General features: G+C 68.6%; 19 protein-coding genes and 1 tRNA gene. 16 read left to right on the top strand and 4 right to left on the bottom strand.

What is annotated here, in order from left to right; genetic code table 11:
• Window positions 1–8: 8 nt before the first annotated feature.
• The 5 genes from nuoL to ACOADB_RS08935 all read left to right on the top strand — a co-directional run bounded on the left by nuoL (window position 9) and on the right by ACOADB_RS08935 (window position 6,741).
• Window positions 9–1,958, top strand: coding sequence for an NADH-quinone oxidoreductase subunit L (nuoL, locus tag ACOADB_RS08955; protein ID WP_378597613.1), 1,950 nt, complete (start codon window positions 9–11; stop codon window positions 1,956–1,958).
• The gene (locus tag ACOADB_RS08950) at window positions 1,955–3,499 is read left to right on the top strand and encodes an NADH-quinone oxidoreductase subunit M (RefSeq protein ID WP_378597612.1); all 1,545 of its coding nucleotides are present in this window, start codon (window positions 1,955–1,957) and stop codon (window positions 3,497–3,499) included. Before nuoL ends, ACOADB_RS08950 begins: the two co-directional genes overlap by 4 nt.
• The gene (gene nuoN / locus ACOADB_RS08945) at window positions 3,499–5,100 is read left to right on the top strand and encodes an NADH-quinone oxidoreductase subunit NuoN (protein ID WP_378597611.1); all 1,602 of its coding nucleotides are present in this window, start codon (window positions 3,499–3,501) and stop codon (window positions 5,098–5,100) included. The genes ACOADB_RS08950 and nuoN overlap by 1 nt, the downstream gene beginning before the upstream one ends.
• Window positions 5,097–6,119 (top strand): polyprenyl synthetase family protein, encoded by a 1,023-nt coding sequence (locus tag ACOADB_RS08940; RefSeq protein WP_378597610.1) that lies wholly within the window; start codon window positions 5,097–5,099, stop codon window positions 6,117–6,119. The genes nuoN and ACOADB_RS08940 overlap by 4 nt, the downstream gene beginning before the upstream one ends.
• Before the next feature lie 109 nt (window positions 6,120–6,228).
• On the top strand, window positions 6,229–6,741 hold the full coding sequence (locus ACOADB_RS08935; protein WP_378597609.1) for a flavin reductase family protein: 513 nt from the start codon (window positions 6,229–6,231) through the stop codon (window positions 6,739–6,741).
• Window positions 6,742–6,808: 67 nt separating this feature from the next.
• Here ACOADB_RS08935 and ACOADB_RS08930 read toward each other — a convergent pair whose 3' ends face one another.
• Together ACOADB_RS08930 and ACOADB_RS08925 are read right to left on the bottom strand one after the other, a co-directional pair.
• Complete coding sequence (locus ACOADB_RS08930) at window positions 6,809–7,924, bottom strand: 2-oxoacid:ferredoxin oxidoreductase subunit beta (protein WP_378597608.1); 1,116 nt, start codon at window positions 7,922–7,924, stop codon at window positions 6,809–6,811.
• A 67-nt stretch (window positions 7,925–7,991) separates the two neighbouring features.
• The gene (locus tag ACOADB_RS08925; protein WP_378597607.1) at window positions 7,992–9,995 is read right to left on the bottom strand and encodes a 2-oxoacid:acceptor oxidoreductase subunit alpha; all 2,004 of its coding nucleotides are present in this window, start codon (window positions 9,993–9,995) and stop codon (window positions 7,992–7,994) included.
• A 319-nt stretch (window positions 9,996–10,314) separates the two neighbouring features.
• On the opposite strand from ACOADB_RS08925, the gene ACOADB_RS08920 reads away from it, so the two are divergent.
• From ACOADB_RS08920 to ACOADB_RS08900, 5 genes are read left to right on the top strand one after another with little or no spacing between them, the layout of a single operon-like run.
• Window positions 10,315–11,343: an extracellular solute-binding protein gene (locus ACOADB_RS08920; RefSeq protein WP_378597606.1), complete on the top strand. Its 1,029-nt coding sequence runs from the start codon at window positions 10,315–10,317 to the stop codon at window positions 11,341–11,343.
• Window positions 11,340–12,188 carry a sulfate ABC transporter permease subunit CysT gene (gene cysT / locus ACOADB_RS08915; protein ID WP_378597605.1) on the top strand — a complete coding sequence of 283 codons (849 nt, stop codon included), beginning with the start codon at window positions 11,340–11,342 and terminating at the stop codon, window positions 12,186–12,188. The genes ACOADB_RS08920 and cysT overlap by 4 nt, the downstream gene beginning before the upstream one ends.
• Entirely contained in the window at window positions 12,181–13,032 is an 852-nt protein-coding gene (locus ACOADB_RS08910) for a sulfate ABC transporter permease (RefSeq protein ID WP_378597604.1), read from the top strand. The genes cysT and ACOADB_RS08910 overlap by 8 nt, the downstream gene beginning before the upstream one ends.
• Window positions 13,029–14,024 (top strand): sulfate/molybdate ABC transporter ATP-binding protein, encoded by a 996-nt coding sequence (locus ACOADB_RS08905; RefSeq protein WP_378597603.1) that lies wholly within the window; start codon window positions 13,029–13,031, stop codon window positions 14,022–14,024. Before ACOADB_RS08910 ends, ACOADB_RS08905 begins: the two co-directional genes overlap by 4 nt.
• 43 nt (window positions 14,025–14,067) lie before the next feature.
• The gene (locus ACOADB_RS08900; RefSeq protein WP_378597602.1) at window positions 14,068–14,532 is read left to right on the top strand and encodes a hypothetical protein; all 465 of its coding nucleotides are present in this window, start codon (window positions 14,068–14,070) and stop codon (window positions 14,530–14,532) included.
• Here ACOADB_RS08900 and ACOADB_RS08895 read toward each other — a convergent pair.
• The gene (locus ACOADB_RS08895) at window positions 14,474–14,971 is read right to left on the bottom strand and encodes an SRPBCC domain-containing protein (RefSeq protein WP_378597601.1); all 498 of its coding nucleotides are present in this window, start codon (window positions 14,969–14,971) and stop codon (window positions 14,474–14,476) included. The two genes, ACOADB_RS08900 and ACOADB_RS08895, sit on opposite strands and share 59 nt — an antisense overlap.
• 97 nt (window positions 14,972–15,068) lie before the next feature.
• On the opposite strand from ACOADB_RS08895, the gene ACOADB_RS08890 reads away from it, so the two are divergent.
• The 4 genes from ACOADB_RS08890 to ACOADB_RS08875 all read left to right on the top strand — a co-directional run bounded on the left by ACOADB_RS08890 (window position 15,069) and on the right by ACOADB_RS08875 (window position 19,149).
• Window positions 15,069–15,818, top strand: a complete 750-nt coding sequence (locus ACOADB_RS08890) for an SDR family oxidoreductase (RefSeq protein ID WP_378597600.1) — start codon at window positions 15,069–15,071, stop codon at window positions 15,816–15,818.
• A gap of 86 nt (window positions 15,819–15,904) precedes the next feature.
• The gene (locus ACOADB_RS08885; protein WP_378597599.1) at window positions 15,905–16,357 is read left to right on the top strand and encodes an RrF2 family transcriptional regulator; all 453 of its coding nucleotides are present in this window, start codon (window positions 15,905–15,907) and stop codon (window positions 16,355–16,357) included.
• Between the two features lie 65 nt (window positions 16,358–16,422).
• Window positions 16,423–17,409, top strand: a complete 987-nt coding sequence (locus tag ACOADB_RS08880; RefSeq protein WP_378597598.1) for a DNA topoisomerase IB — start codon at window positions 16,423–16,425, stop codon at window positions 17,407–17,409.
• A gap of 114 nt (window positions 17,410–17,523) precedes the next feature.
• On the top strand, window positions 17,524–19,149 hold the full coding sequence (locus ACOADB_RS08875; protein WP_378597597.1) for a DNRLRE domain-containing protein: 1,626 nt from the start codon (window positions 17,524–17,526) through the stop codon (window positions 19,147–19,149).
• 100 nt (window positions 19,150–19,249) lie between these two features.
• Here the strand turns inward: ACOADB_RS08875 and ACOADB_RS08870 are convergent, their stop codons facing one another.
• Complete coding sequence (locus tag ACOADB_RS08870; RefSeq protein ID WP_378597596.1) at window positions 19,250–19,741, bottom strand: YajQ family cyclic di-GMP-binding protein; 492 nt, start codon at window positions 19,739–19,741, stop codon at window positions 19,250–19,252.
• A 140-nt stretch (window positions 19,742–19,881) separates the two neighbouring features.
• On the opposite strand from ACOADB_RS08870, the gene ACOADB_RS08865 reads away from it, so the two are divergent.
• A tRNA-Tyr gene (locus ACOADB_RS08865) sits at window positions 19,882–19,963 on the top strand.
• 142 nt (window positions 19,964–20,105) lie between these two features.
• Window positions 20,106–20,975, top strand: a complete 870-nt coding sequence (locus ACOADB_RS08860; RefSeq protein ID WP_378597595.1) for a hypothetical protein — start codon at window positions 20,106–20,108, stop codon at window positions 20,973–20,975.
• Window positions 20,976–21,031 lie beyond the last annotated feature (56 nt).

The following is a 21,031-nucleotide window of genomic DNA, read 5'->3' as shown; positions in this document are numbered from 1 at the left end:
ACCGGACCATGAATGCACTCTCTGCTGTCGCGCTCGCTTCCAGCGAGACCCACATCCCCGTCGTCGCACCCAGCGAGGCCGACGGCATCTTCAACCTGCTGTGGCTGATCATCGCGCTGCCGCTGTTCGGCGCCGCCGTGCTCCTGCTGCTCGGCAACCGGCGGACCAAGGCCTACGGCCACTGGATCGGGCTGGCGACGATCACCGGCTCCTTCGTGCTCAGCCTGGTGATGTTCCTGCAGCTGCTCGGCCGCGACGAAGGTGATCGCCAGGTCGCGAAGCACCTGTGGACGTGGATCGAGGCGGGCCACCTCGACGTCGGGCTCGACCTGCTCTACGACCCGCTGTCCTCGCTGTTCCTGCTGCTCATCACGGGCGTCGGTGCGCTGATCCACCTGTACTCCGTCGGTTACATGGAGCACGACCCGCGCCGGTCGCGCTTCTTCGCCTACCTCAACCTGTTCGTCGCCGCGATGCTGATGCTGGTCCTCGCGGAGAACTACGTCGGACTGTTCCTCGGCTGGGAAGGCGTCGGCCTGGCGTCGTACCTCCTGATCGGGTTCTGGCAGCACAAGCCGTCCGCCGCGGCGGCGGCCAAGAAGGCGTTCGTCATCAACCGGGTCGGCGACATGGGCCTGGGCCTGGCGATCTTCTTGATGTTCGTGACCTTCGGTACGACGAGCTTCAGTGGCGTCAGTGCACTCGCCGGTGGTGCCAGCGAGACCACGCTGACCTGGATCGGCGTGCTGCTGCTGGTCGGTGCCTGCGGCAAGTCCGCGCAGGTGCCGCTGCAGGCCTGGCTGCTCGACGCGATGGAGGGCCCGACCCCGGTCTCGGCCCTGATCCACGCAGCGACCATGGTCACGGCCGGTGTCTACCTCGTGGTCCGCTCCAACTTCATCTTCGAGCTCGCGCCGAACGCCCAGACCGCGGTGGTCATCGTGGCCACGGTGACGCTCCTGTGGGGTGCGATCATCGGTTGCGCGAAGGACGACATCAAGAAGGCCCTGGCCGGTTCCACGATGAGCCAGATCGGCTACATGATGCTCGGCGCCGGCCTCGGTGTCGCGGGCTACGCGTTCGCGATCTTCCACCTGCTCACGCACGGCTTCTTCAAGGCCAACATGTTCCTCGGTGCCGGCTCGGTGATGCACGCGATGGACGACGACGTGGACATGCGCCACTACGGCGCCCTGAACAAGCTGCTCCCCGTCACCTTCCTGACCTTCGCCATGGGTTACCTCGCGATCATCGGCTTCCCGCCGTTCTCGGGCTTCTGGTCCAAGGACAAGATCATCGAGGTCGCCCTGATCGAGAACCCGGTCGTCGGCATCTGCGCCCTGCTGGGTGCCGGCATCACGGGCTTCTACATGACCCGCCTGATGCTGATGACCTACTTCACCAACAAGCGCTGGGAGAAGGGCGTGCACCCGCACGAGAGCCCCAAGGTGATGACGATCCCGCTGATCGTCCTCGCCGCGCTGTCGGTCCTCGGTGGCCTGATGCTCGCCAGCAACTGGATCGTCGAGTGGCTCAGCCCGGTCGTCGGCCACGCCGAGCACCACGAGCCGCCGATCCCGGTCATCGTGATCACGCTGATCACCGTCGCGGTGGTCGCGGTGGGTGTCGGGCTCGCCTGGTTCCTCGTCGGCAAGCAGGACGTCCCGCGGACCGCGCCGGCCGACGTCTCCTTCGCCACGAAGGCGGCCCGTGCCGACCTGTACGGCGACGCGATCAACGACGGACTGGTGGTCGCGCCGGGCAAGGCAACCGTCACGGCCCTGGTGGCCGGTGACCGGACGCTCGTCGACGGCGCCTTCACGGGCGGCTCGACCATCCTCACCGGAACCGGTGAGTGGATCCGCCGACTGCAGAACGGCTACGTCCGCACCTACGCACTGTCCATCCTCGTGGGCGCGGTCATCCTCGTCCTGACCCTCGTGGCGGTGAACTCGTGAACGACTTCCCGATCCTGAGCCTGCTGGTCTGGCTCCCGATTGCCGGCGCCATCGCGGTCGCCCTGCTACCCGCCGCGGTCAGCAAGGTCACCGGCCTGACCGTCGCACTCGCGACCCTGGTCCTCGGCCTGGTCATCGCGCTGAACTACGACGTCGACGGTGGCCGCCAGTTCGAGGAGGTGCACGACTGGATCGAGGCGTTCGGCGTGCACTACGCCTTCGGGCTCGACGGCCTCGGCCTGCTGATGGTGCTGCTCACCGTGCTGCTCGTGCCGGTCGTGCTCGGTGCCGAGTGGCTCAAGGCCGACGACGCCAACGGTGCCGGTGCGAAGGCGTTCGTCGCCTGGGCGCTGGCGCTGGAAGGCCTGTCGCTCGCGGTGTTCTGCGCCACGGACGTCTTCCTGTTCTACGTCGTGTTCGAGGCCACCCTGATCCCGGCCTACTTCCTGGTCGGCGGATTCGGCCGCGAGGGACGGGGCGCGGCAGCCCTCAAGTTCCTGATGTTCCAGCTCGCGGGCGGCCTGATCCTGCTCGCCTCGGTCATCGGCCTGTACGTCGTCTCCGCCCAGGCGGGCGAGCCGTCGTACCTCCTCAAGGACCTCGAGAAGCTCGACATCGACACCGAGGCCGGCCGCTGGTTGTTCTTCGGCTTCTTCATCGCCTTCGCGATCAAGGCACCGTTGTTCCCCGTCCACACCTGGCTGGCCGACACGACCGAGAAGGCGACCCCCGGCACCGGTGTGCTGCTGGTCTGCATCCTCGACAAGATCGGCACGTTCGGAATGCTGCGGTTCTGCCTCGGGATCTTCCCCGAGGCGTCGCAGTGGGCGACCCCGCTGGTCGTCGTCCTCGCCCTGATCTCGGTCGTGTACGGCGCCCTGGTGGCCATCGGGCAGGACGACGTGTTCCGCCTGATCGGTCTGACCTCGCTCAGCCACTTCGGCCTGATCACGCTCGGCATCTTCACGATGAGCACGCAGGGCGGCACGGGCGCGATCCTCTACATGGTCAACCACGGCCTCGGCACGGCGGCGCTGTTCCTCGTCGCGGGCTACCTCTACGACCGTCGCGGCACCTCGCTGATCAGCGAGATGGGCGGCATCGAGAAGGTCGCCCCGATCCTGGCCGGCCTGTTCCTGATCGCAGGTCTTGCCACCCTCGGCCTGCCGGGCCTCTCGCCGTTCGTCAGCGAGTTCCTGGTGCTGCTGGCTGCCTTCGACTACGGCTGGTACGTCGGCGCGATCGCGATCACCGCGGTCGTCCTGTCGGCGATCTACGTGCTGTGGATGTACCAGCGCACGATGACCGGCCCGACCTCGGCAGACCTCGAGGACACCAAGGACCTCGGCGTTCGCGAGATCGTCGCGGTGGCGCCGCTGATCGCGGCGCTGGTGTTCTTCGGCTTCTACCCTGCGCCGCTGCTCGATGCGGCGAACCCGATGGTCGGTGACCTGCTCGAGCAGGTCGGGGTCCATGACGACCCACCGGCCGTCGAGGGCTGGTTCAGGTTCGAGGGCACGTCCGAAGGGGAGGCGCACTGATGGAGTTCACCAAGCCCGAGGTCGAGTACTTCGAGCTCCTCCCGCTGCTCCTGGTCCTCGGTGGCGCCTGCGTCGGCGTCCTGATCGAGGCCTTCCTCGCCCGTGGCGCCCGCCGCATCCCGCAGATCACGCTGGCCCTGTCGGTGCTCGTCGCCGCGCTGGTCTCCACGATCGTCGTCGGCACTGACCTCCAGGAGCACAGCGGCGCGGGTGGCAGTGACGGCCGCGGCATCGTCGGGGCCGAGGGCAGCGTCATCGTCGACGGTCCCACTGTCTACCTCTGGGCGCTGGTGCTCATCTTCGCCATCGGTGGCGTCGCACTGTTCGCCGAGCGTCGCCTCGAGGGTGGGGTCTCTGCCTTCACCGGCCAGGCGGCCGCCCTCCCCGGCACGGACACCGAGCGCGAGGCCTCGACCCGCGGCCTCGAGCACACCGAGGTCTACCCGCTGATGCTGTTCGCGGTCGGCGGCATGCTGCTGTTCCCCGCGTCGGGTGACCTGCTGACGATGTTCGTCGCGCTCGAGGTCCTCTCGCTCCCGCTGTACCTGCTGTGCGGCCTCGCCCGCCGGCGTCGCCTGCTCAGCCAGGAAGCGGCGATGAAGTACTTCCTGCTCGGCGCCTTCGCGTCCGGCTTCTTCCTGTACGGCGCCGCGCTGGTCTACGGCTACTCCGGGTCGGTGACCTTCGCCGGCATCAACGAAGCCGTCCGCGCGGGCGGGCCGAACCACGGCCTGCTCCTGGCCGGCATCGCGCTGCTCGCGGTGGGCCTGCTGTTCAAGATCGGTGCCGCACCCTTCCAGGCGTGGACGCCCGACGTCTACCAGGGGGCCCCGACCGCCGTCACGGCCTTCATGGCCGCCGGCACCAAGGTCGCCGCGTTCGGCGCCCTGCTGCGCCTGATGTACGTCGCCTTCGGTGGCGAGCGCTGGAGCTGGGTGCCGATGCTGTGGGTCGTCGCGATCGCGTCGATGCTCGTCGGTGCGGTCCTGGCCGCCGTACAGAACGACGTGAAGCGGATGCTCGCGTACTCCTCGGTCGCGCACACCGGCTTCCTGCTGGTCGGTGTCCTCGGTGTGCAGGGGGCCGACGAGCTGGCGAAGGGGCAGTACACCTCCCTCGAGGGCGTGCTGTTCTACCTCACGACGTACGGCTTCTCGATGATCGGTGCCTTCGCGATCGTGATGCTGGTGCGCGACGCCGGTGGCGAAGCGACCCACTACGACCGGTGGGCCGGCCTGGGCCGTCGCTCGCCGCTCGTGGCCGGAGCATTCGCGTTCTTCCTGCTGTCGATGGCCGGCATCCCGCTCACCGCCGGCTTCATCGGCAAGTGGGCCGTCTTCACCTCCGCCATGTCGGCGGGCGCGTGGCCGGTCGTCCTCGTCGCGATCGCGTCCAGCGTCATCGCGGTCGGCTTCTACGTCCGGCACATCCGCCTGATGTTCTTCACCGAGACCCACCCTGACGGCGCCGGAGAGGTCACCGCGTCCTCGCTGTTGACCTCCGGCACCATCATCGTGTGCCTGGCCGCGACCCTCGTGCTGGGCATCGTGCCGGGGCCGGTGCTGGACCTGGTGACGAATGCGGGAGACTTCATCAGGTGAGTGCTTCCGCGAGCCCGGCCGAACTGGCCCTGCCGATCGTCGACACTGCCCTCGCCGAGCGCCTCCGGGAGCGGATGGCGACGGTGGAAGAGGCCCTCTTCGGTCACGCGACCAGCCGGGCGCCGTACGTCACGGAGGCGGCACGCCACCTGCTGGCGGCTGGCGGCAAGCGGTTCCGCCCGCTCCTGGTGCTGCTCGCGGCCGAGGTCGGACCGCGCCCGGACGCTCCCGAGGTGCTCACGGCGGCCTGCGTCGTCGAGATCACCCACGTCGGCTCGCTGTACCACGACGACGTCATGGACGAGGCGGACCTGCGTCGCGGCGCCGACTCGGCGAACTCGCGCTACGACAACCTCGTCGCGATCCTGACCGGGGACTTCCTGTTCGCCAAGTCCTCCGAGCTGACGTCCCAGCTGGGCCCGGAGGCCGTGCGGATCCAGGCAGAGACCTTCACGCGCCTCGTCGAGGGCCAGATCCTCGAGACGGTGACCCCCGGCCCCGAGGACGACGCCCTCCAGCACTACCTCGAGGTCGTCGCAGGCAAGACCGGTTCGCTGATCGCCACGTCCGCCCACTACGGCGCCCTGTTCTCCGGTGCCGACCCGTCCGTGGTGTCCGCGCTGAAGGAGTACGGCGAGCTCGTCGGTACGGCGTTCCAGCTCTCCGACGACATCCTCGACATCGCCTCCGAGACCGAGGAGTCGGGCAAGACGCCCGGCACCGACCTCAAGGAGGGCGTCCCGACGCTGCCCGTGCTGATGGCGCGGGCGTCGACCGACCCGGGCGACGCGCGCCTGCTCGAGCTGCTCGACCCCGCGAAGTCCGACCTCGCCGGCGACGCCGACCTGCACGCCGAAGCGCTGGGCCTGCTGCGCAAGCACCCGGCAATGGAGGAAGCCCGGTCGTACGTCGTCGCGCGTGCCCAGGAGGCCAAGCAGCTCCTCTCGGTGCTGCCCGAGGGTTCGGTGCGCTCCGCGCTCGAGGCGTTCGCCGACGTCGTCGCGGTCCGCTCCGCCTGACCCCTCCGCCGGTCGAGGCTCGCTGATCGGTGGAGCCTTCCACGGGCTCGGCCGAACCGCTGCCGCACGACCTCGTCAATCTGTAGCAGATCAACTAACTTTGATCGCGATGAGCACCTTGGCCACCAATCAGGACCTCGACCCCGTCGCGCTGCGTCGGGCGTTCGGTGTCTTCCCGACCGGAGTGGTCGCGCTTGCTGCCGACGTCGACGGCGTGCCCGTGGGACTGGCTGCCAGCTCCTTCACCACCGTCAGCCTGGACCCGCCCCTGGTCTCGGTGTCGGTGGCGCACACGTCGAAGACGTGGCCCGACCTGCGCCGCGCCCGGCACTTCGGTGTCACCGTCCTGGCCGATCACCACGGCAACCTCTGTCGCCAGTTGTCGGGCCCGGTCGCCGACCGGTTCACCGGCATCGACCTGACGGTGGCGGACGACGGTGCGGTCACCCTCGACGAGGGACTGGTCCGGTTCTCCTGCTCGCTCTACCGCGAGGTGGAGGCCGGCGACCACGTCATCGTGCTGCTCAAGGTGGAGGCCGTCGACCACGCCGAGCACGGAGCCGAGGGACATCCCCTCGTCTTCCACCGCAGCGGCTTCGGTCGCATCGAACGGTCCGCCTGACCCCCTGACTGTCTCGCGCGGCGGGGCGTGCACCCCGCTTCCGCCGCGCGAGACACCCGCGTGAAGATCAGTCGATGGTCCAGGTGTCGCCGGCGTTGATCAGCGCGGAGAGACGGTCCTCGGCGGTCCCGGTGACCTTGCTGACCGCGTCGCTGACCTGAGCGCGAGCCTGGTCGTCGTACGTCGGCCGCTCGACCTGGCGGAAGATGCCGATCGGGCTGCGGTTGAGGTAGTCGGCCGCGGTGAGCCGGCTGATCGCGAACGCCGTGGACGGGTCCGGGTCGTGCGCGTCGTGGACCAGGACCTGGTCGGCGCTCACCGAGCTAGTGTCGACGACCTCGACGTTGCCCGAGGCCGAACGCACGAGTGCCTTGTCGCCGAGGCCGGCCTCGGCGCGGACGCCGAAGGTGATCGGCTGGCCGTGGACCAGCGGGATGACCGCGTAGTCCTTCTCGCCCTTGTGGTCACCCATGCCCTTGATGGCGTCGAAGGCGCCGTCGTTGAAGATCGGGCAGTTCTGGTAGATCTCGACGAACGACGTGCCGCGGTGGGCGGCAGCTGCGGCGAGCACCGCGGTGAGGTGCTTGCGGTCCGAATCGATGGTCCGGGCGACGAACGACGCCTCGGCGCCGAGGGCCAGGGACACCGGGTTGAACGGGTGGTCCAGGGAGCCGACGGGCGTCGACTTGGTGACCTTCCCGACCTCGCTGGTGGGGGAGTACTGGCCCTTGGTGAGGCCGTAGATCCGGTTGTTGAACAGCAGGATCGTCATGTTGACGTTGCGGCGCAGCGCGTGGATCAGGTGGTTGCCACCGATCGAGAGCGCGTCACCGTCACCGGTGACGACCCAGACCGACAGGTCCTCGCGGGCGGTGGCGATGCCGGTGGCGATCGACGGCGCACGGCCGTGGATCGAGTGCATGCCGTAGGTGTCGAGGTAGTACGGGAACCGGCTGGAGCAGCCGATGCCGGACACGAACACGATGTTCTCGCGGCGCAGGCCCAGGTCGGGCAGGAAGCCCTGGACGGCCTTGAGGACGGCGTAGTCACCGCACCCGGGGCACCAGCGGACCTCCTGGTCGGAGGTGAACTCCTTGGCGGTCTGGGTCACGCCCTCGTCGACGGCGGGAACCAGCTCGGTGCCGGTGCGGGCGCCGGGGAGCGGCAGGTCGATGGTCGTCATCGGGGTCCCCGATCGATTGTTGAGCGGAGGAGCGAAGCGGGGGAGGTCAAGAATCGAGTGGGGTGATTCATGAGACGGGTGCCTCCTCGTGGTCGGCAGGCGGATTGAGTCCGTGTTCGCCGAGGTCGACGTCCTTGCCCTCGGCCTCGCCGACGAGCGCGCCGACGGCTTCGGCCAGCTCGGCCGCCTTCAGCGGGAGGCCGTAGACGTGGTTGTAGCCGATGGCGTCGACGAGGTACTCGGCGCGCAGCATCTTCGAGAGCTGGCCGAGGTTCATCTCGGGGACCAGCACCTTGTCGTAGGACTTGAGGATGGCGCCGAGGTCGTTCGGGAACGGGTTGAGGTGGCGCAGGTGGACCTGCGCGACGTTGTAGCCGGCGCGACGTACCCGACGGCAGGCGGCACCGATCGGGCCGTACGTCGAGCCCCAGCCGATGACCAGGACCTTCGCCTCGCCGGACGGGTCGTCGATCTCCAGGGGCGGGAGGGAGTTGGCGATCCGCTGGATCTTCTCCTGGCGGATCCGCACCATCCGGTCGTGGTTGACCGAGTCGTAGGAGATGTTGCCGTGGCCCTCGCCCTTCTCGAGCCCGCCGATGCGGTGCTCGAGGCCGGCGGTGCCGGGGATCGCCCACGGACGGGCCAGGGTCTCCTCGTCACGCAGGTAGGGCCAGTACTCGTCCGGCTCCCCGCTTCCACCATCAGCGAGGCTCTTCGCCGAGGCGTGGTTGGGCTCGGTGGCGAAGTTCGGGTCGATGACCGGCAGGTCGTCGATCGAGGGGATCGCCCACGGCTCGGAACCGTTGGCGAGGTAGCCGTCGGACAGCAGCATCACCGGGGTGCGGTACGTGACCGCGATCCGGGCGGCCTCGACCGCGGCGGCGAAGCAGTCACCGGGCGACTGCGGGGCGACGATCGGCACCGGGGCCTCACCGTTGCGGCCGTACATCGCCTGCAGCAGGTCGGACTGCTCGGTCTTGGTCGGCAGGCCGGTGGACGGGCCACCGCGCTGCACGTTGACGACCAGCAGCGGGAGCTCGGTCATCACCGCCAGGCCGATCGCCTCGCCCTTCAGTGCGATACCCGGGCCCGAGGTGGTCGTGACGCCCAGGTGCCCGGCGAACGAGGCGCCGATCGCGGCACCCACGCCGGCGATCTCGTCCTCGGCCTGCAGTGTGGTGACGCCGAAGCTCTTGTGGCGCGAGAGCTCGTGGAGGATGTCGGAGGCCGGGGTGATCGGGTACGAACCCAGGAACACCGGCAGGCCCGACCGCACGCCCGCAGCAACCAGGCCGTAGGAGAGCGCCAGGTTGCCGGTGATGTTGCGGTACGTCCCGGACTTCATCTTCGCGGGCTTGATCTCGTACTGCACCACGAACGTCTCGGTGGTCTCACCGAAGTTCCAGCCGGCCTTGAACGCGGCCAGGTTGGCGCCGAGGATGTCGGGCACCTTGGAGAACTTCTTCTCCAGGAACTTCACGGTGGGCTCGGTCGGGCGTCCGTACATCCAGGACAGCAGGCCCAGCGCGAACATGTTCTTGGCCCGCGAGGCGTCCTTGCGGGACAGGCCCCACTCCTTGACGGCCTCGACCGTGATGCCGGTCAGGTCGACCGGGTGGACCTGGAAGTCGGCCAGCGGGTCGTTGACCTCGCCGAGCTGGTCGAGCGGGTTGGCGTCGTACCCGGCCTTGTCGAGGTTGCGCTTGGTGAAGTCGGCCGTGTCGACGATGATCGCCGCGCCCTTGGGCAGGTCGCCGAGGTTCGCCTTCAGGGCGGCCGGGTTCATCGCGACCAGCACGTCGGGGCGGTCACCCGCGGTGAGGATGTCGTGGTCGGCGAAGTGGATCTGGAACGACGACACCCCCGGCAGCGTGCCCTGAGGGGCCCGGATCTCGGCAGGGAAGTTCGGCAGGGTCACCAGGTCGTTGCCGAAGACGGCCGACTCCTGGGTGAAACGGTCACCGGTCAGCTGCATGCCGTCACCGGAGTCACCGGCAAACCGGATGATCACCCGGTCCAGCTGCTTGACCTGCTTGGTCTGGCTCACGCTTCGGTCCACTTCTCTCAACATCAGGCGGCTGCCGCTGGTCGGCGTCGCAGCAGCGACAGGTGAGGACGATTCTAGGTCGAATCTAGAACGTGTTCCACTTTTGGCGGACAGGTGTCCAGTCCTCGCCTGGCTGGCGACGTGCGCAGCGGCCCTCCCACGATAGTCCGCCCGCGCAGCCAGCCCCCCGTGAAGCCAGTTCTTGGGCGGCGGCGCGCCGTGAGGTCGGTCACGTTCTGGACCATTCCATCTCAAACTGCGACCACTATCTCTCTAATGTGTATTATTCCACTCGAGTTTATAGAACCGGCGTGGGGCCGGCCTGAAGCAAGGAATGGGTGCAATGAAGCGAGTGATCAAGGCTGCGGCCCTGGCAATGACCGGCGCACTGGCGCTGTCTGCGTGCTCGAGCGCAGGCGGCTCGGACAGTGCGGACACCATCGGGATCTACGGCTTCGCCGTCCCGCAGGCCGCCAACGAGGCGATTGCCGACGAGTTCAACAAGACCGACGAGGGCAAGGGCGTCAAGTTCTCCGGTTCGTACGGCGCCTCGGGCGAGCAGAGCCGCAAGGTTGCCGACACCAAGGGCAAGGACGTCGACTACGTCCACTTCTCCCTCGAGGGTGACGTGACCCGCCTGGTCGACGCCGGCCTCGTCGACGAGGACTGGAACGCCGGCCCGAACAAGGGCATCGTCTCCTCCTCGGTGGCCGTCATCGCCGTCGAGAAGGGCAACCCGCTCGGCATCAAGGGCTGGGAAGACCTGACCCGCGACGACGTCAACGTGATCACCGCCGACCCGGCCAGCTCCGGCGCCGCCCGCTGGAACATCCTCGCGCTCTACACCCACGCGCTGGCCCTCGGCCAGACCGAGGCGCAGGCTGACGAGTACCTCAAGAAGGTCTTCGCCAACGTCACCACCTGGGCCGCCAGCGGCCGTGAGGCGACCGAGGCCTTCAAGAAGGGCGTCGGCAACGTGCTCATCACGTACGAGAACGAGGCCATCCTGGCCAAGCAGAAGGGCGAGGACCTCGACTACATCCTCCCCGACACGACGTTCCTGATCGAGAACCCCGGCGCCGTGCTCAAGGACGCCGACCCGGTCGCCAGCGACTGGCTGGAGTTCGTCCTCAGTGACGCCGGCCAGACCGAGTTCGTGAAGAAGGGCTTCCGCCCCGTCGGTGGCCTGGACATCTCCAGCATCGAGGTCGACGGCGCGAACGACCCCGCCAGCCCGTTCCCGGCTCCGTCGAAGAAGTTGTACACGATCGATGAGCTGGGCGGCTGGAAGGCCGTCACCAAGGAATGGTTCGGCAAGGACGGCGAGAAGCTCCGCTTCGACAACCTGTACGCCGAAGCAACGAAGCAGTGACGGAAGTACTCGTCAAACCTGCTGGGCCGGCTCGCACGTCGAGTCGGCCCAGTGGGCTGTTCCGGCTGACACCGGCCTCGGGCATCGGTCTCGGTATTGCACTGGTCTGGTTCAGCGTGCTGGTGCTGCTGCCGCTCGCGGCGGTCGTGGGGGCCGCTGCGGCCGGTGGCTGGGGCGCGTTCTGGAACACGCTGACCGACGCGCAGACCTTCGCTGCGCTGCGGCTCACCGTGATCGAGGCCGGCCTCGTCACGATCGTCAACGGCATCCTCGGGACCGTGGTGGCCTGGGTGCTGGTCCGTGACCAGTTCTTCGGCAAGCGGATCCTGGACGTCGTCATCGACATCCCGTTCGCGCTGCCGACGATCGTGGCCGGCCTCGTGCTGCTGAGCCTCTACGGCCCGGAGAGTCCCGTCGGGATCAACATCGTGAACACCCGCCAGGGCATCTTCCTGGCGTTGCTGTTCGTGACGCTGCCCTTCGTGGTGCGGACCGTGCAGCCGGTGCTGATCGAGCTGGACGCGGACGTCGAGGAGGCTGCGGCCTCCCTCGGTGCCTCGCGCTTCACGACGTTCCGCCGGATCATCCTGCCGAGCCTGGTGCCGGCGATCACGGCCGGCTCGTCGCTCGGCTTCGCCCGCGCGATCAGTGAGTTCGGCTCGCTCGTGCTCATCTCCGGCAACACGCCGTACCAGACCGAGGTCGCCTCGCTGAAGATCCTCAAGTTCATCGAGGGCGACAACCAGGCCGGAGCTGCGGCGGTCGCCGTGCTCCTGCTGCTGGTCGCGATCTTCACCATCGTCGTGCTCGACCTGGTCTCGCGGAGGGTGGCGCGTCGTGGCTGACACATCGACCATCCGCGGTCGCAAGGGCCCGGTCACCTACGTGATGCGGTTCTTCGTCATCGCCTACCTCTCGGTCCTCGTCGTGTGGCCCCTCTACGAGGTCACTGCGCGGACGTTCGCGCCGATCGAACGGGGTGCCGAGGGTGGCATCGCGGCGTTCCTCGAGCGGCTCCAGGACCCGTCGGTGACCTACGCGTTCCAGCTGACCGCGACCTGTGCGTTCTGGGCGGTGCTCATCAACACCGTCTTCGGTGTGGGCATCTCGCTGCTGCTGGTGCGCTACAAGTTCCCGGGACGACGAGTCCTGTCGGTGCTCGTCGACCTGCCGATGTCGGTCTCGCCGGTCGTGGTCGGCCTCGCGCTGGTGCTGGCCTACAGCAGTGGCCAGGGCTGGTTCGGCAGTGCCCTGGAGTCCGCGGGCATCTTCATCATCGGTACGACGCCCGGCCTGATCATGGCCACCGCGTTCGTCAGCCTGCCGCTGGTGGTGCGTGAGATCGTGCCCGTGCTCGAGGAGATCGGCATCGACGCCGAGCTCGCTGCGAGCAGCCTGGGCGCCAGCGGATGGCAGACCTTCCGCCGGATCACGCTGCCCAGCATCAAGTGGGCCGTCGTGTACGGCGTCGTGCTGAGCCTGGCCCGTTCGCTCGGTGAGTTCGGGGCCGTGAAGATCGTCAGCCCCGGCGCCGAGTTCCGCGGCGAGACCGCCACCATCCTCATCCAGAACCGCTACACCAACTACGAGGAGCCGACGGCGTACGCCGCCGCATTCGTGCTCGTGCTCGCCTCTGTGCTGGCCCTCGTCGTCGTGTCGCTCATCCGCAAGCCGGAGGACCACAAGTGAGCATCGAAGTATCCGGGATCAACAAGAAGTACGGCGATTTCATCGCCCTGGAGGACATCAACGTCTCCCTGCCGACGGGCCAGCTCACCGCGCTCCTCGGTCCCAGCGGTGGCGGCAAGTCCACGCTGCTGCGGATCATCGCCGGCCTCGACACGGCCGACAGTGGCTCGGTCGAGATCGAGGGCGTCAACGCGACCCGGCTGCCCCCGCAGAAGCGCAACGTCGGCTTCGTGTTCCAGCACTACGCGGTCTTCAAGCACATGACGGTCGCCAAGAACGTCGCGTTCGGCCTGGAGATCCGCAAGCGCCCCAAGGCCGAGGTCAAGGCCAAGGTCGCCGAGCTCCTCGAGCTCGTGCACCTGTCGCAGTTCGCCCACCGGCTGCCGTCTCAGCTCTCGGGCGGCCAGCGCCAGCGCCTCGCCCTGGCTCGTGCCCTCGCGGTCGAGCCGAGCGTGTTGCTGCTCGACGAGCCGTTCGGTGCGCTGGACGCGAAGGTCCGCAAGGAGCTGCGTGACTGGCTGCGTCGCCTGCACGACGAGGTCCACGTGACGACCGTGTTCGTGACGCACGACCAGGAGGAGGCCATGGAGGTCGCCGACGAGATCGTGGTCATCAACAACGGCCGGATCGAGCAGATCGGCACCCCCGACCAGTTGTACGACGAGCCCGCCAACGACTTCGTGATGGGCTTCCTCGGCGACGTCACCCGGCTCGGCAACGTTCGCCTCCGTCCGCACGACATCGAGCTGGCCCTGTCTCCGGCCGTCGCGCCGGGCACGCCGCCCGCTTTCGCGGGGACGATCGTCCGTTCGCTGCGGGTGGGCTTCGAGGTGCGGCTGACGGTCGACGTCGAGGGCCAGGGGGAGACCACGCAGGTCGTCCTGTCCCGCACGCACGCGCGGGCGCTCGAGCTGGACGCCGGTACCCGGGTCTGGTTGCGCCCCGCCACCGGCGCCACCTCGGTGCCGGTGCTGGGAGTCGCTTCCGCCTGAGCAGTGACCCAACGCCAAGGGCGTACGCCCTAGTCTGGGACCCGTGAGCTATCTGCGAGCGACACGGGTCCTGGGCTGGCTGCTCGCGATCGCGGTGCTGGTGTCGGTCGTCCACTACATCGACAACTACGTCAACTACGACGACTACCCGGTGCCCGCATCGGACAGCTCGCTGCCCGTGCCGTCGGCCGCCCTGGTCGCCTTCGGCTGGTTCCTGTTCACGGCCTTCGGTGCCATCGGGCTGTTGCTGTGGTTCCGGCGCCACATCACCACGGCTGCCATCGCCCTGACCGGTTACTCACTGTCGGGGCTGGTCGGCATCGCGCACTACACGATCCCGGGCGCCACCGACATGGTCTGGTGGCGCCAGGCGCACGTCATCGCCGACATCATCTGCGGAGTCGCGGTCCTCGCCTTCGCCCTGTGGGCGGCGCGCAACTCCAGTGAGCTCATTCCGCCGGGTTCCCAGCCTGCCCGGACCGCGCCAGGGACTCAGCGCGCTTCTTGAGCCCCTCGGCGTGACGGCGGAAGCCGTCGGCCACGCGGCCGGGGCCGGCCAGCTTCACGAGCGGGCCGCTGAACTCCTCGACCGTCGTGTACGACGTCGGGCCACCCGGTCGCTGTGACAGGCGTTGGTGCCGCACACCGCGCACGAGGCCGAGCTTCGACGGCAGGCCCTCGTAGACGTAGGACATGAGGGCGGTCGTCGTACCGCTGGCCGGGTCGGTGGTCGGTCCGTCCAGGGCGGTGATCCGCTCGGGGGAGCGGGTCTTCTTCCCGTCGGCCCAGACCACGTGCAGCACGATCGGGTTGCCGACCTGTGCGGGCACGGCGGTCTCGGCGCGCTCCACGAACGGGTTCCACTCGCCGTAGCGGGCGGTGTCGGTCATGACGTCCCACACCACGGCGAGGGGGGCGTCGATCTCGATCTCTGCTGCGGGGTCCATGGCGCCATGGTGGCGGAGCCGTCAAGCCCCGGCCTTGACTCGGACAACGTATGTCGTAGTAAACTACGACAAATATTGTCTAGGTTTGGAGGACGGAATGAAGGTCGTGATCTTCGGCGCCGGCTTGATCGGCAGCCAGCTCCAGGTGCATCTCGCGGGCGCCGGTCATGACGCGGTCGCGCTCGGTCGTGAGGCAGGGATCGACACCACCACGGGCCAGGGGATCGGCGAGGCCGTCGCCGGCGCCGATGTCGTGGTCGACCTGACGAACTCGCCGTCCTGGGCCGACGACGACGTGCTGGCGTTCTTCCGCGACTCGACGCGTCACCTGCTCGCAGCGGAGGCCGAGGCCGGCGTCGGGCACCACGTGATCTTGTCGATCGTGGGCGCCGACCGGCTCACCGAGGCCGGCTACATGCGGGCCAAGCTCGCCCAGGAGGCGGGCGTCCGGGAAGGCACGGTGCCGTACACGATCGTGCGGTCCACCCAGTTCTTCGAGTTCATCGACGGCATTGCCGAAGCGGCCGTCCAGGGCGACGTGGTCCGGGCGACGCCGGGGCGCCTGCAGCCCATCGCATCGAGCGACGTCGTCGTCCGGCTGGCCGAGATCGTGACGGGAGCGCCGGTCAACGGGACCGTCGAGATCGCCGGACCGGAGGCGCTGGGCATCGACGAGCTGGTGCGGCGCCGCTTCTCGTCGACCGGTGACGCCCGGGCGGTGGTCAGCGACCCCGAGGCGGGCTACTTCGGCGCGTTGCTGGACGACGCAGCCCTCACGCCGACCCCGGGCGCGGATGCCTGGATCGCCCCGACGACGCTGGACCGGTGGCTTGCGGACCACGCCTGATCCGTCACGCGTCGCCTGCGAGGATGGTCCTGCCGTCGCCGATCGACGGCCCATGACGACAGGACCGTCCTCGAGGGGGTGACGACGTGAAGCTCTCCGCCGGTGTGGAGTGGGCGCTGCACTGCTGCGTCGTCCTCAGCCAGGCCGAACATCCCGTGCCCAGCTCGCGGCTCGCCGCGCTGCACGGTGTGTCGAAGACCTATCTCGCCAAGCACCTGCAGGCGCTCGCGCGCGCCGGGATCGCGCAGCCCACTGAGGGTCGTGACGGCGGCTACGTGCTGCTGCGTCCGGCGTCGGACATCACGCTGCTCGACGTCGTCCAGGCCATCGATGGTGACGAGCCGGCGTTCCGCTGCACCGAGATCCGCCAGCAGGGCGAGCTCGCCCTCCCGCCCGAGGAGTGCCGCACTGCCTGTGGGGTCGCGAAGGCGATGGCCACGGCGGAACGCGCCTGGCGGACGTCCCTGTCGGGGACGACCATCGCCGACCTGGCGGCGACCATCGACACCTCGGGTCTCCAGCAGGTCCTGCAGGCCTGACCTCGACCAGGCCGGGTGCATGCGGAGCGGCCCTGCGGGTAGTGCTCGAGAGTGAGGGGCGCTCAATGAGGCTGCGGACTGTTTCGTGCCAGCAGCCAGGCTGGCGCAGGACCAGGCACGGGCGTGGGTTCCGTTACCTGGATGCGCAGGGCGAGCCACTCCCAGCGGCAGACGTCGAACGGATCCGGGACCTCGTCATCCCGCCGGCGTGGACGGACGTCTGGATCTGTCCGCACCCGCGAGGCCATCTGCAGGCGGTCGGGACCGACGAGGCCGGCCGTCGTCAGTACCTCTATCACCCGAGCTGGCGCGAGCAACGCGACCTGGAGAAGTTCGAGCGGGTGCGCACCCTGGCCGTGACGTTGCCCGGACTGCGCCGGAAGCTCCGCCACCAGCTGGTCGCGCCACCGGGCGACGACGAGGTCGAGCGCCGCAGGATCCTGGCAGTCGGCGTGCGCTTGATCGACCTGGGTTGCTTCCGTCCGGGGTCCGACGGGTCGGCGGAGGAGTTCGGCAGCCACGGGCTCACCACCCTGGAACGACGTCACCTTCGTCGCGAGAAGGACCGTCTCGTGTTCCGCTTCGTGGGCAAGGCCGGCATCGACCACGAGGTGACCGTCGACGACGGCACCGTCATCACCGCACTGGACGCGGCGAGCAGGCGACCGGCCGGTGCCCGCCTCCTGGCGTCGAAGGTCGGCTCGCGGTGGCAGCCGGTCGCCGCCGACGAGCTGAACGAGCACATCCGCACGCTGACCGGCCTCGACGTGACTGCGAAGGACTTCCGTACGTGGCACGCGACGGTCGCCGCGGCCGTCGTACTCGCCCAGGAACCGCACCCCGGTTCGAGGACGGCGCGAGCCCGGCGGGTGCGCGAGGCCGTGGTGGCAGCCTCGGAATTGTTGGGGAACACGCCGACGGTTGCCCGGTCGGCGTACGTCGACCCCCGGGTCATCGACCTCTTCGACTCGGGGACCGTGCTGGACCCGGTCCCGGGCGGACCCGACGCGCTCGACCGTGCGGTTGCCCGGCTCCTTGACGATCACGCGTGACCGTGAGCCTGTGGGTTGGTTGGTGAACCCTGCGTAACTTGTTGCGTGCGGGGGAGTTGGGGGTTCGCATCCAGGTGGCCACCCCGGCCGCTCGGGCGGCGATGGAGGACTTGGATGTCTCGACGTATCTGGCTGGGCTCGATCACCTCGACGGCCGCGATCGGTCTTGTTGCGGCCATGACGTCGGGAGCCCTCGCGGCGTCCCCGGCGCAGGGTGTCGCGGTGCTCGAGGAGCCGGTGGCCACCCACACGGTGACGCTGGACCTGACGGGTGACACGTGGGTGAGCAACATCGGCCAGACCGCGAGCCAGGCGACGTCGCCGGAGCTGCGGGTGGGCTCGGCCAACCTGGGGATCACCAAGGCGCGTTCCTACCTCGACTTCGACTACTCGGCACTCGCTGACATCCCCGCGGACGCGGTGGTGCAGAGCGCGGCCCTGACACTGTCCAACTTCGAGACCGGGTCCTGTGCAGGATCGGCGATCAAGGTGTCGCGGGTCACCGGCCTGTGGACGGTCCCGGGCCTGACGTGGACCAAGCAGCCCACGGTCACCACGACGGGCGCCGCGACCTCGGTGAAGTCCTACGGCGCGACCGGCTGCCCCACGGAGGGTGTTGTCGCGTTCGACGCCACCGCGATCGTGAACTCGTGGCTGAGCGGCGGGGCCCAGCGCGGCGTCCAGGTCGCAGCGGTCCAGGAGGGCGCGAAGACCGGTTTCCGCAAGTACCGCTCCGCGGAGAACGGTGTCGCCACCAAGGCGGCGACGATCACCGTCACCTACAACTCCTACCCGGCCACGCCGGAGGAGCTGGCCATCGAGCCCGAGTCCGAGGTGGTCGGCCTCGTGCCCTCGCTGGCCCCCACGTTCTCCGCCGAGCTCTCTGACCCCGAGGGCGACGCGGTGCACGCCCTGTTCGAGGTCCGCAAGGGCAACAACGTCCTGGCGCCCCTGGTCTGGAGCGGCGCGAGTGAACCGGTCGCCTCGGGCGAGACGGCCAGCGCCACCATGCCTGCGGGCGTGCTGCTCGACGGCACCATCTACACCGTGCTGGTCCACGCCCACGACGGCACGTTGAAGAGCAAGGCCAAGATCTACAAGGTCTTCAAGGTCGACGTGACCGCCCCCGAGGTCACGATCACCTCCGACACGCTCACCAACGGGCAGTGGACCAACCCGACCCCGGCGTCGGCCAAGGTCACCCTCAACGGCTCCGCCGACACGGCCGGCTTCTACCTCACCGTGGACGGCCAGGAGGCCCCTGCTGTCGGTGCGAACGCTTCGGGTGACTACGCCACGACCATCACGCCCACCGCCGGTTGGCACACGTTCGAGGTCACGCCGGTCGACAAGGCCGGCAACCTGGGCGCGACCGTGACGTTCAGCTACGGCACCGGTGCACCGACCTTCACGGCGCCGTCGGTGTGGGAGAGCTCGACCGCGGACTTCGCCGTGTCGGTCGACGCCCCGGCCGGCGCCACGGGTGCCACCCTGCAGTGGCGGGTCTGGGGCCAGGGAGCCTGGCAGACGGCCACCAAGGTCGACAAGGGCGAGGCAGCCTGGGACGGCGCCGTCACCACCGACGGTGGCCGTGCCACCACGGGCCTGCTCACCTGGCACGCCGCGCTCGAGGCGCCCGCAACCCGCCCCCTGGCGCTCCAGGTCCGCGCCTGCTTCACCTACGCTGCCGGGCCCTCCTGCACCGCTGAGCGGTTCGTCGTCCTCGACGAAGAGGACTGACCCTCAGCCGACACGGACCGAGGAAACGCAGAACCGCCCCGAGGATCGATCCCGATCCTCGGGGCGGTCTTGCTTGCCCGGACTGCTTGTGCGCAGACGGTCAGCGGTAGTTGGTGAACTGGACCGCGAAGTCGAGGTCCTGCGACTTCACGAGCGCCTGCACGGCCTGCAGGTCGTCGCGCTTCTTGGACGAGATGCGGAGCTCGTCGCCCTGGATCTGGGCCTTGACGCCCTTGGGGCCCTCGTCGCGGATCAGCTTCGAGATCTTCTTGGCGTCCTCGGAGGTGATGCCCTCCTTGAGCACGATGTCGATCTTCGACTGCTGTCCCGACTGGCGCGGCTCGGAGGCGTCGAGGATCTTCAGCGACTGGTCACGCTTGATCAGCTTGTCCTGGAAGACGCTGAGGACGGCGCTGGCGCGGTCGTCGGCGGACGCGGTGATCTCGATCGCCTGGTCGCCCTTCCACTCGATGGTCGCGCCGGTGCCCTTGAAGTCGAACCGGGTCGCGATCTCGCGGGCGGCCTGCCCGAGGGCGTTGTCGACCTCCTGGCGGTCGATCTTGCTGACGATGTCGAAGGAGGAATCGGCCATGGTGGTCACCTGCGCTGACTGTCGGAAGGGGATGGTGCGGTTTTCTGTGGAACGCCGTGCTGCGCTATTGTTTCTCGTCGTTGCCGACCATCCAACACAGGGCTGTTCCATAGGCGTGGAACGGGGTCGGGGACAAGCCAGGCAGATTGCCCGAGTGGCCAAAGGGAGCTGACTGTAAATCAGCCGGCAACGCCTACGTAGGTTCGAATCCTGCATCTGCCACGGCAACAGAACGAAGCCCGGCCTCCTGAGAAGGGGGCCGGGTTTCGGCGTTTCCGGGATGGTCCGAACGGGTCATGTGCGATGGCGGATCCGGGGTTAGCGTGGCTCGCGGGGAGGGGTCCCACACGACCCTGGAGTGATCATGCCCGTGCTTGCCCCTTCCTTGCCGACCTCGGGATCGCGTCGATTGCCGCTCGTCGCCGGCGCACTGACCCTGTTGTTGCTTGCGTTCGGCCTGACCGGCGCGACGGCGACGTCCGGTACGACGGGCGTGGCGATCACGCCGTTGGCGCCGGTCAAGGTCATCACGGGTGCTGCGTCGGTGCAGCCCGGCAAGACGTATGTGTTCGTGGCGAGCGGCGGTACGACGACCGTGCCCACCAACGCACTGGTGGTGGAGCTGGCGATCACGGCCAAGGGCACCAAGGCGGGCACCCTGTCGTTCGCTCCGCTCGGGGAGCCGGGCAATGGTTCGCCGACGGCGGTGGCGTGGGCTGCGGGTGGTTCGAGTGTGGGAACCGTTCGGGTCAACGTCGGCAACTCGAACAAGGTCGTGGTGACCAACTCGAGCCTTGGTGTGGCAACGGTGGGGGTCAAGATCACCGGGTACTCCACGTTGGTGTCCGCTGCCGGCATCAGCGGCGTGGGCGGCACGAACGGTCAGGTGCTGACCAACAACGGGGACGGAACGGCCGCCTGGAAGGCGCTGCCCGCGCCGCCCGCGGTCCCGGTCGTCCTCAAGGCGGCCGTCACGGGGAGTGGAGCCGTGGTCCTCGGGTCGGTGACCGCGACGAAGAACTCCACGGGCCGCTACACCGTCACCTTCCCTCGAACGCTTGCAGGCTGCGCCGTCAGCGGGACGGTCGGCACCTACAACGGGGGCTCCTTCTTCAACGGTTCCGTGATCAAGGTCAGCTCCTTCGCGGCCTCCCCGGATGTCAACGTCTTCATCGACCGAGGTGACACCGTTGTCCCTCGCGACAGCGACTTCCTCCTCACCGTCATCTGCTGAGGCGTTTCGTCGTCGGTGCTTGACTGGCGTCCATGAGTCACGACCTGGTCCACCCG

Origin of the sequence: Nocardioides sp. CPCC 206348 (assembly GCF_048654705.1) — a bacterium.
Classification (GTDB): Bacteria; Actinomycetota; Actinomycetes; order Propionibacteriales; family Nocardioidaceae; genus Nocardioides.
Note: the sequence above shows the minus strand (reverse complement) of the source record. Positions and strands in the feature narration are given on the sequence as shown.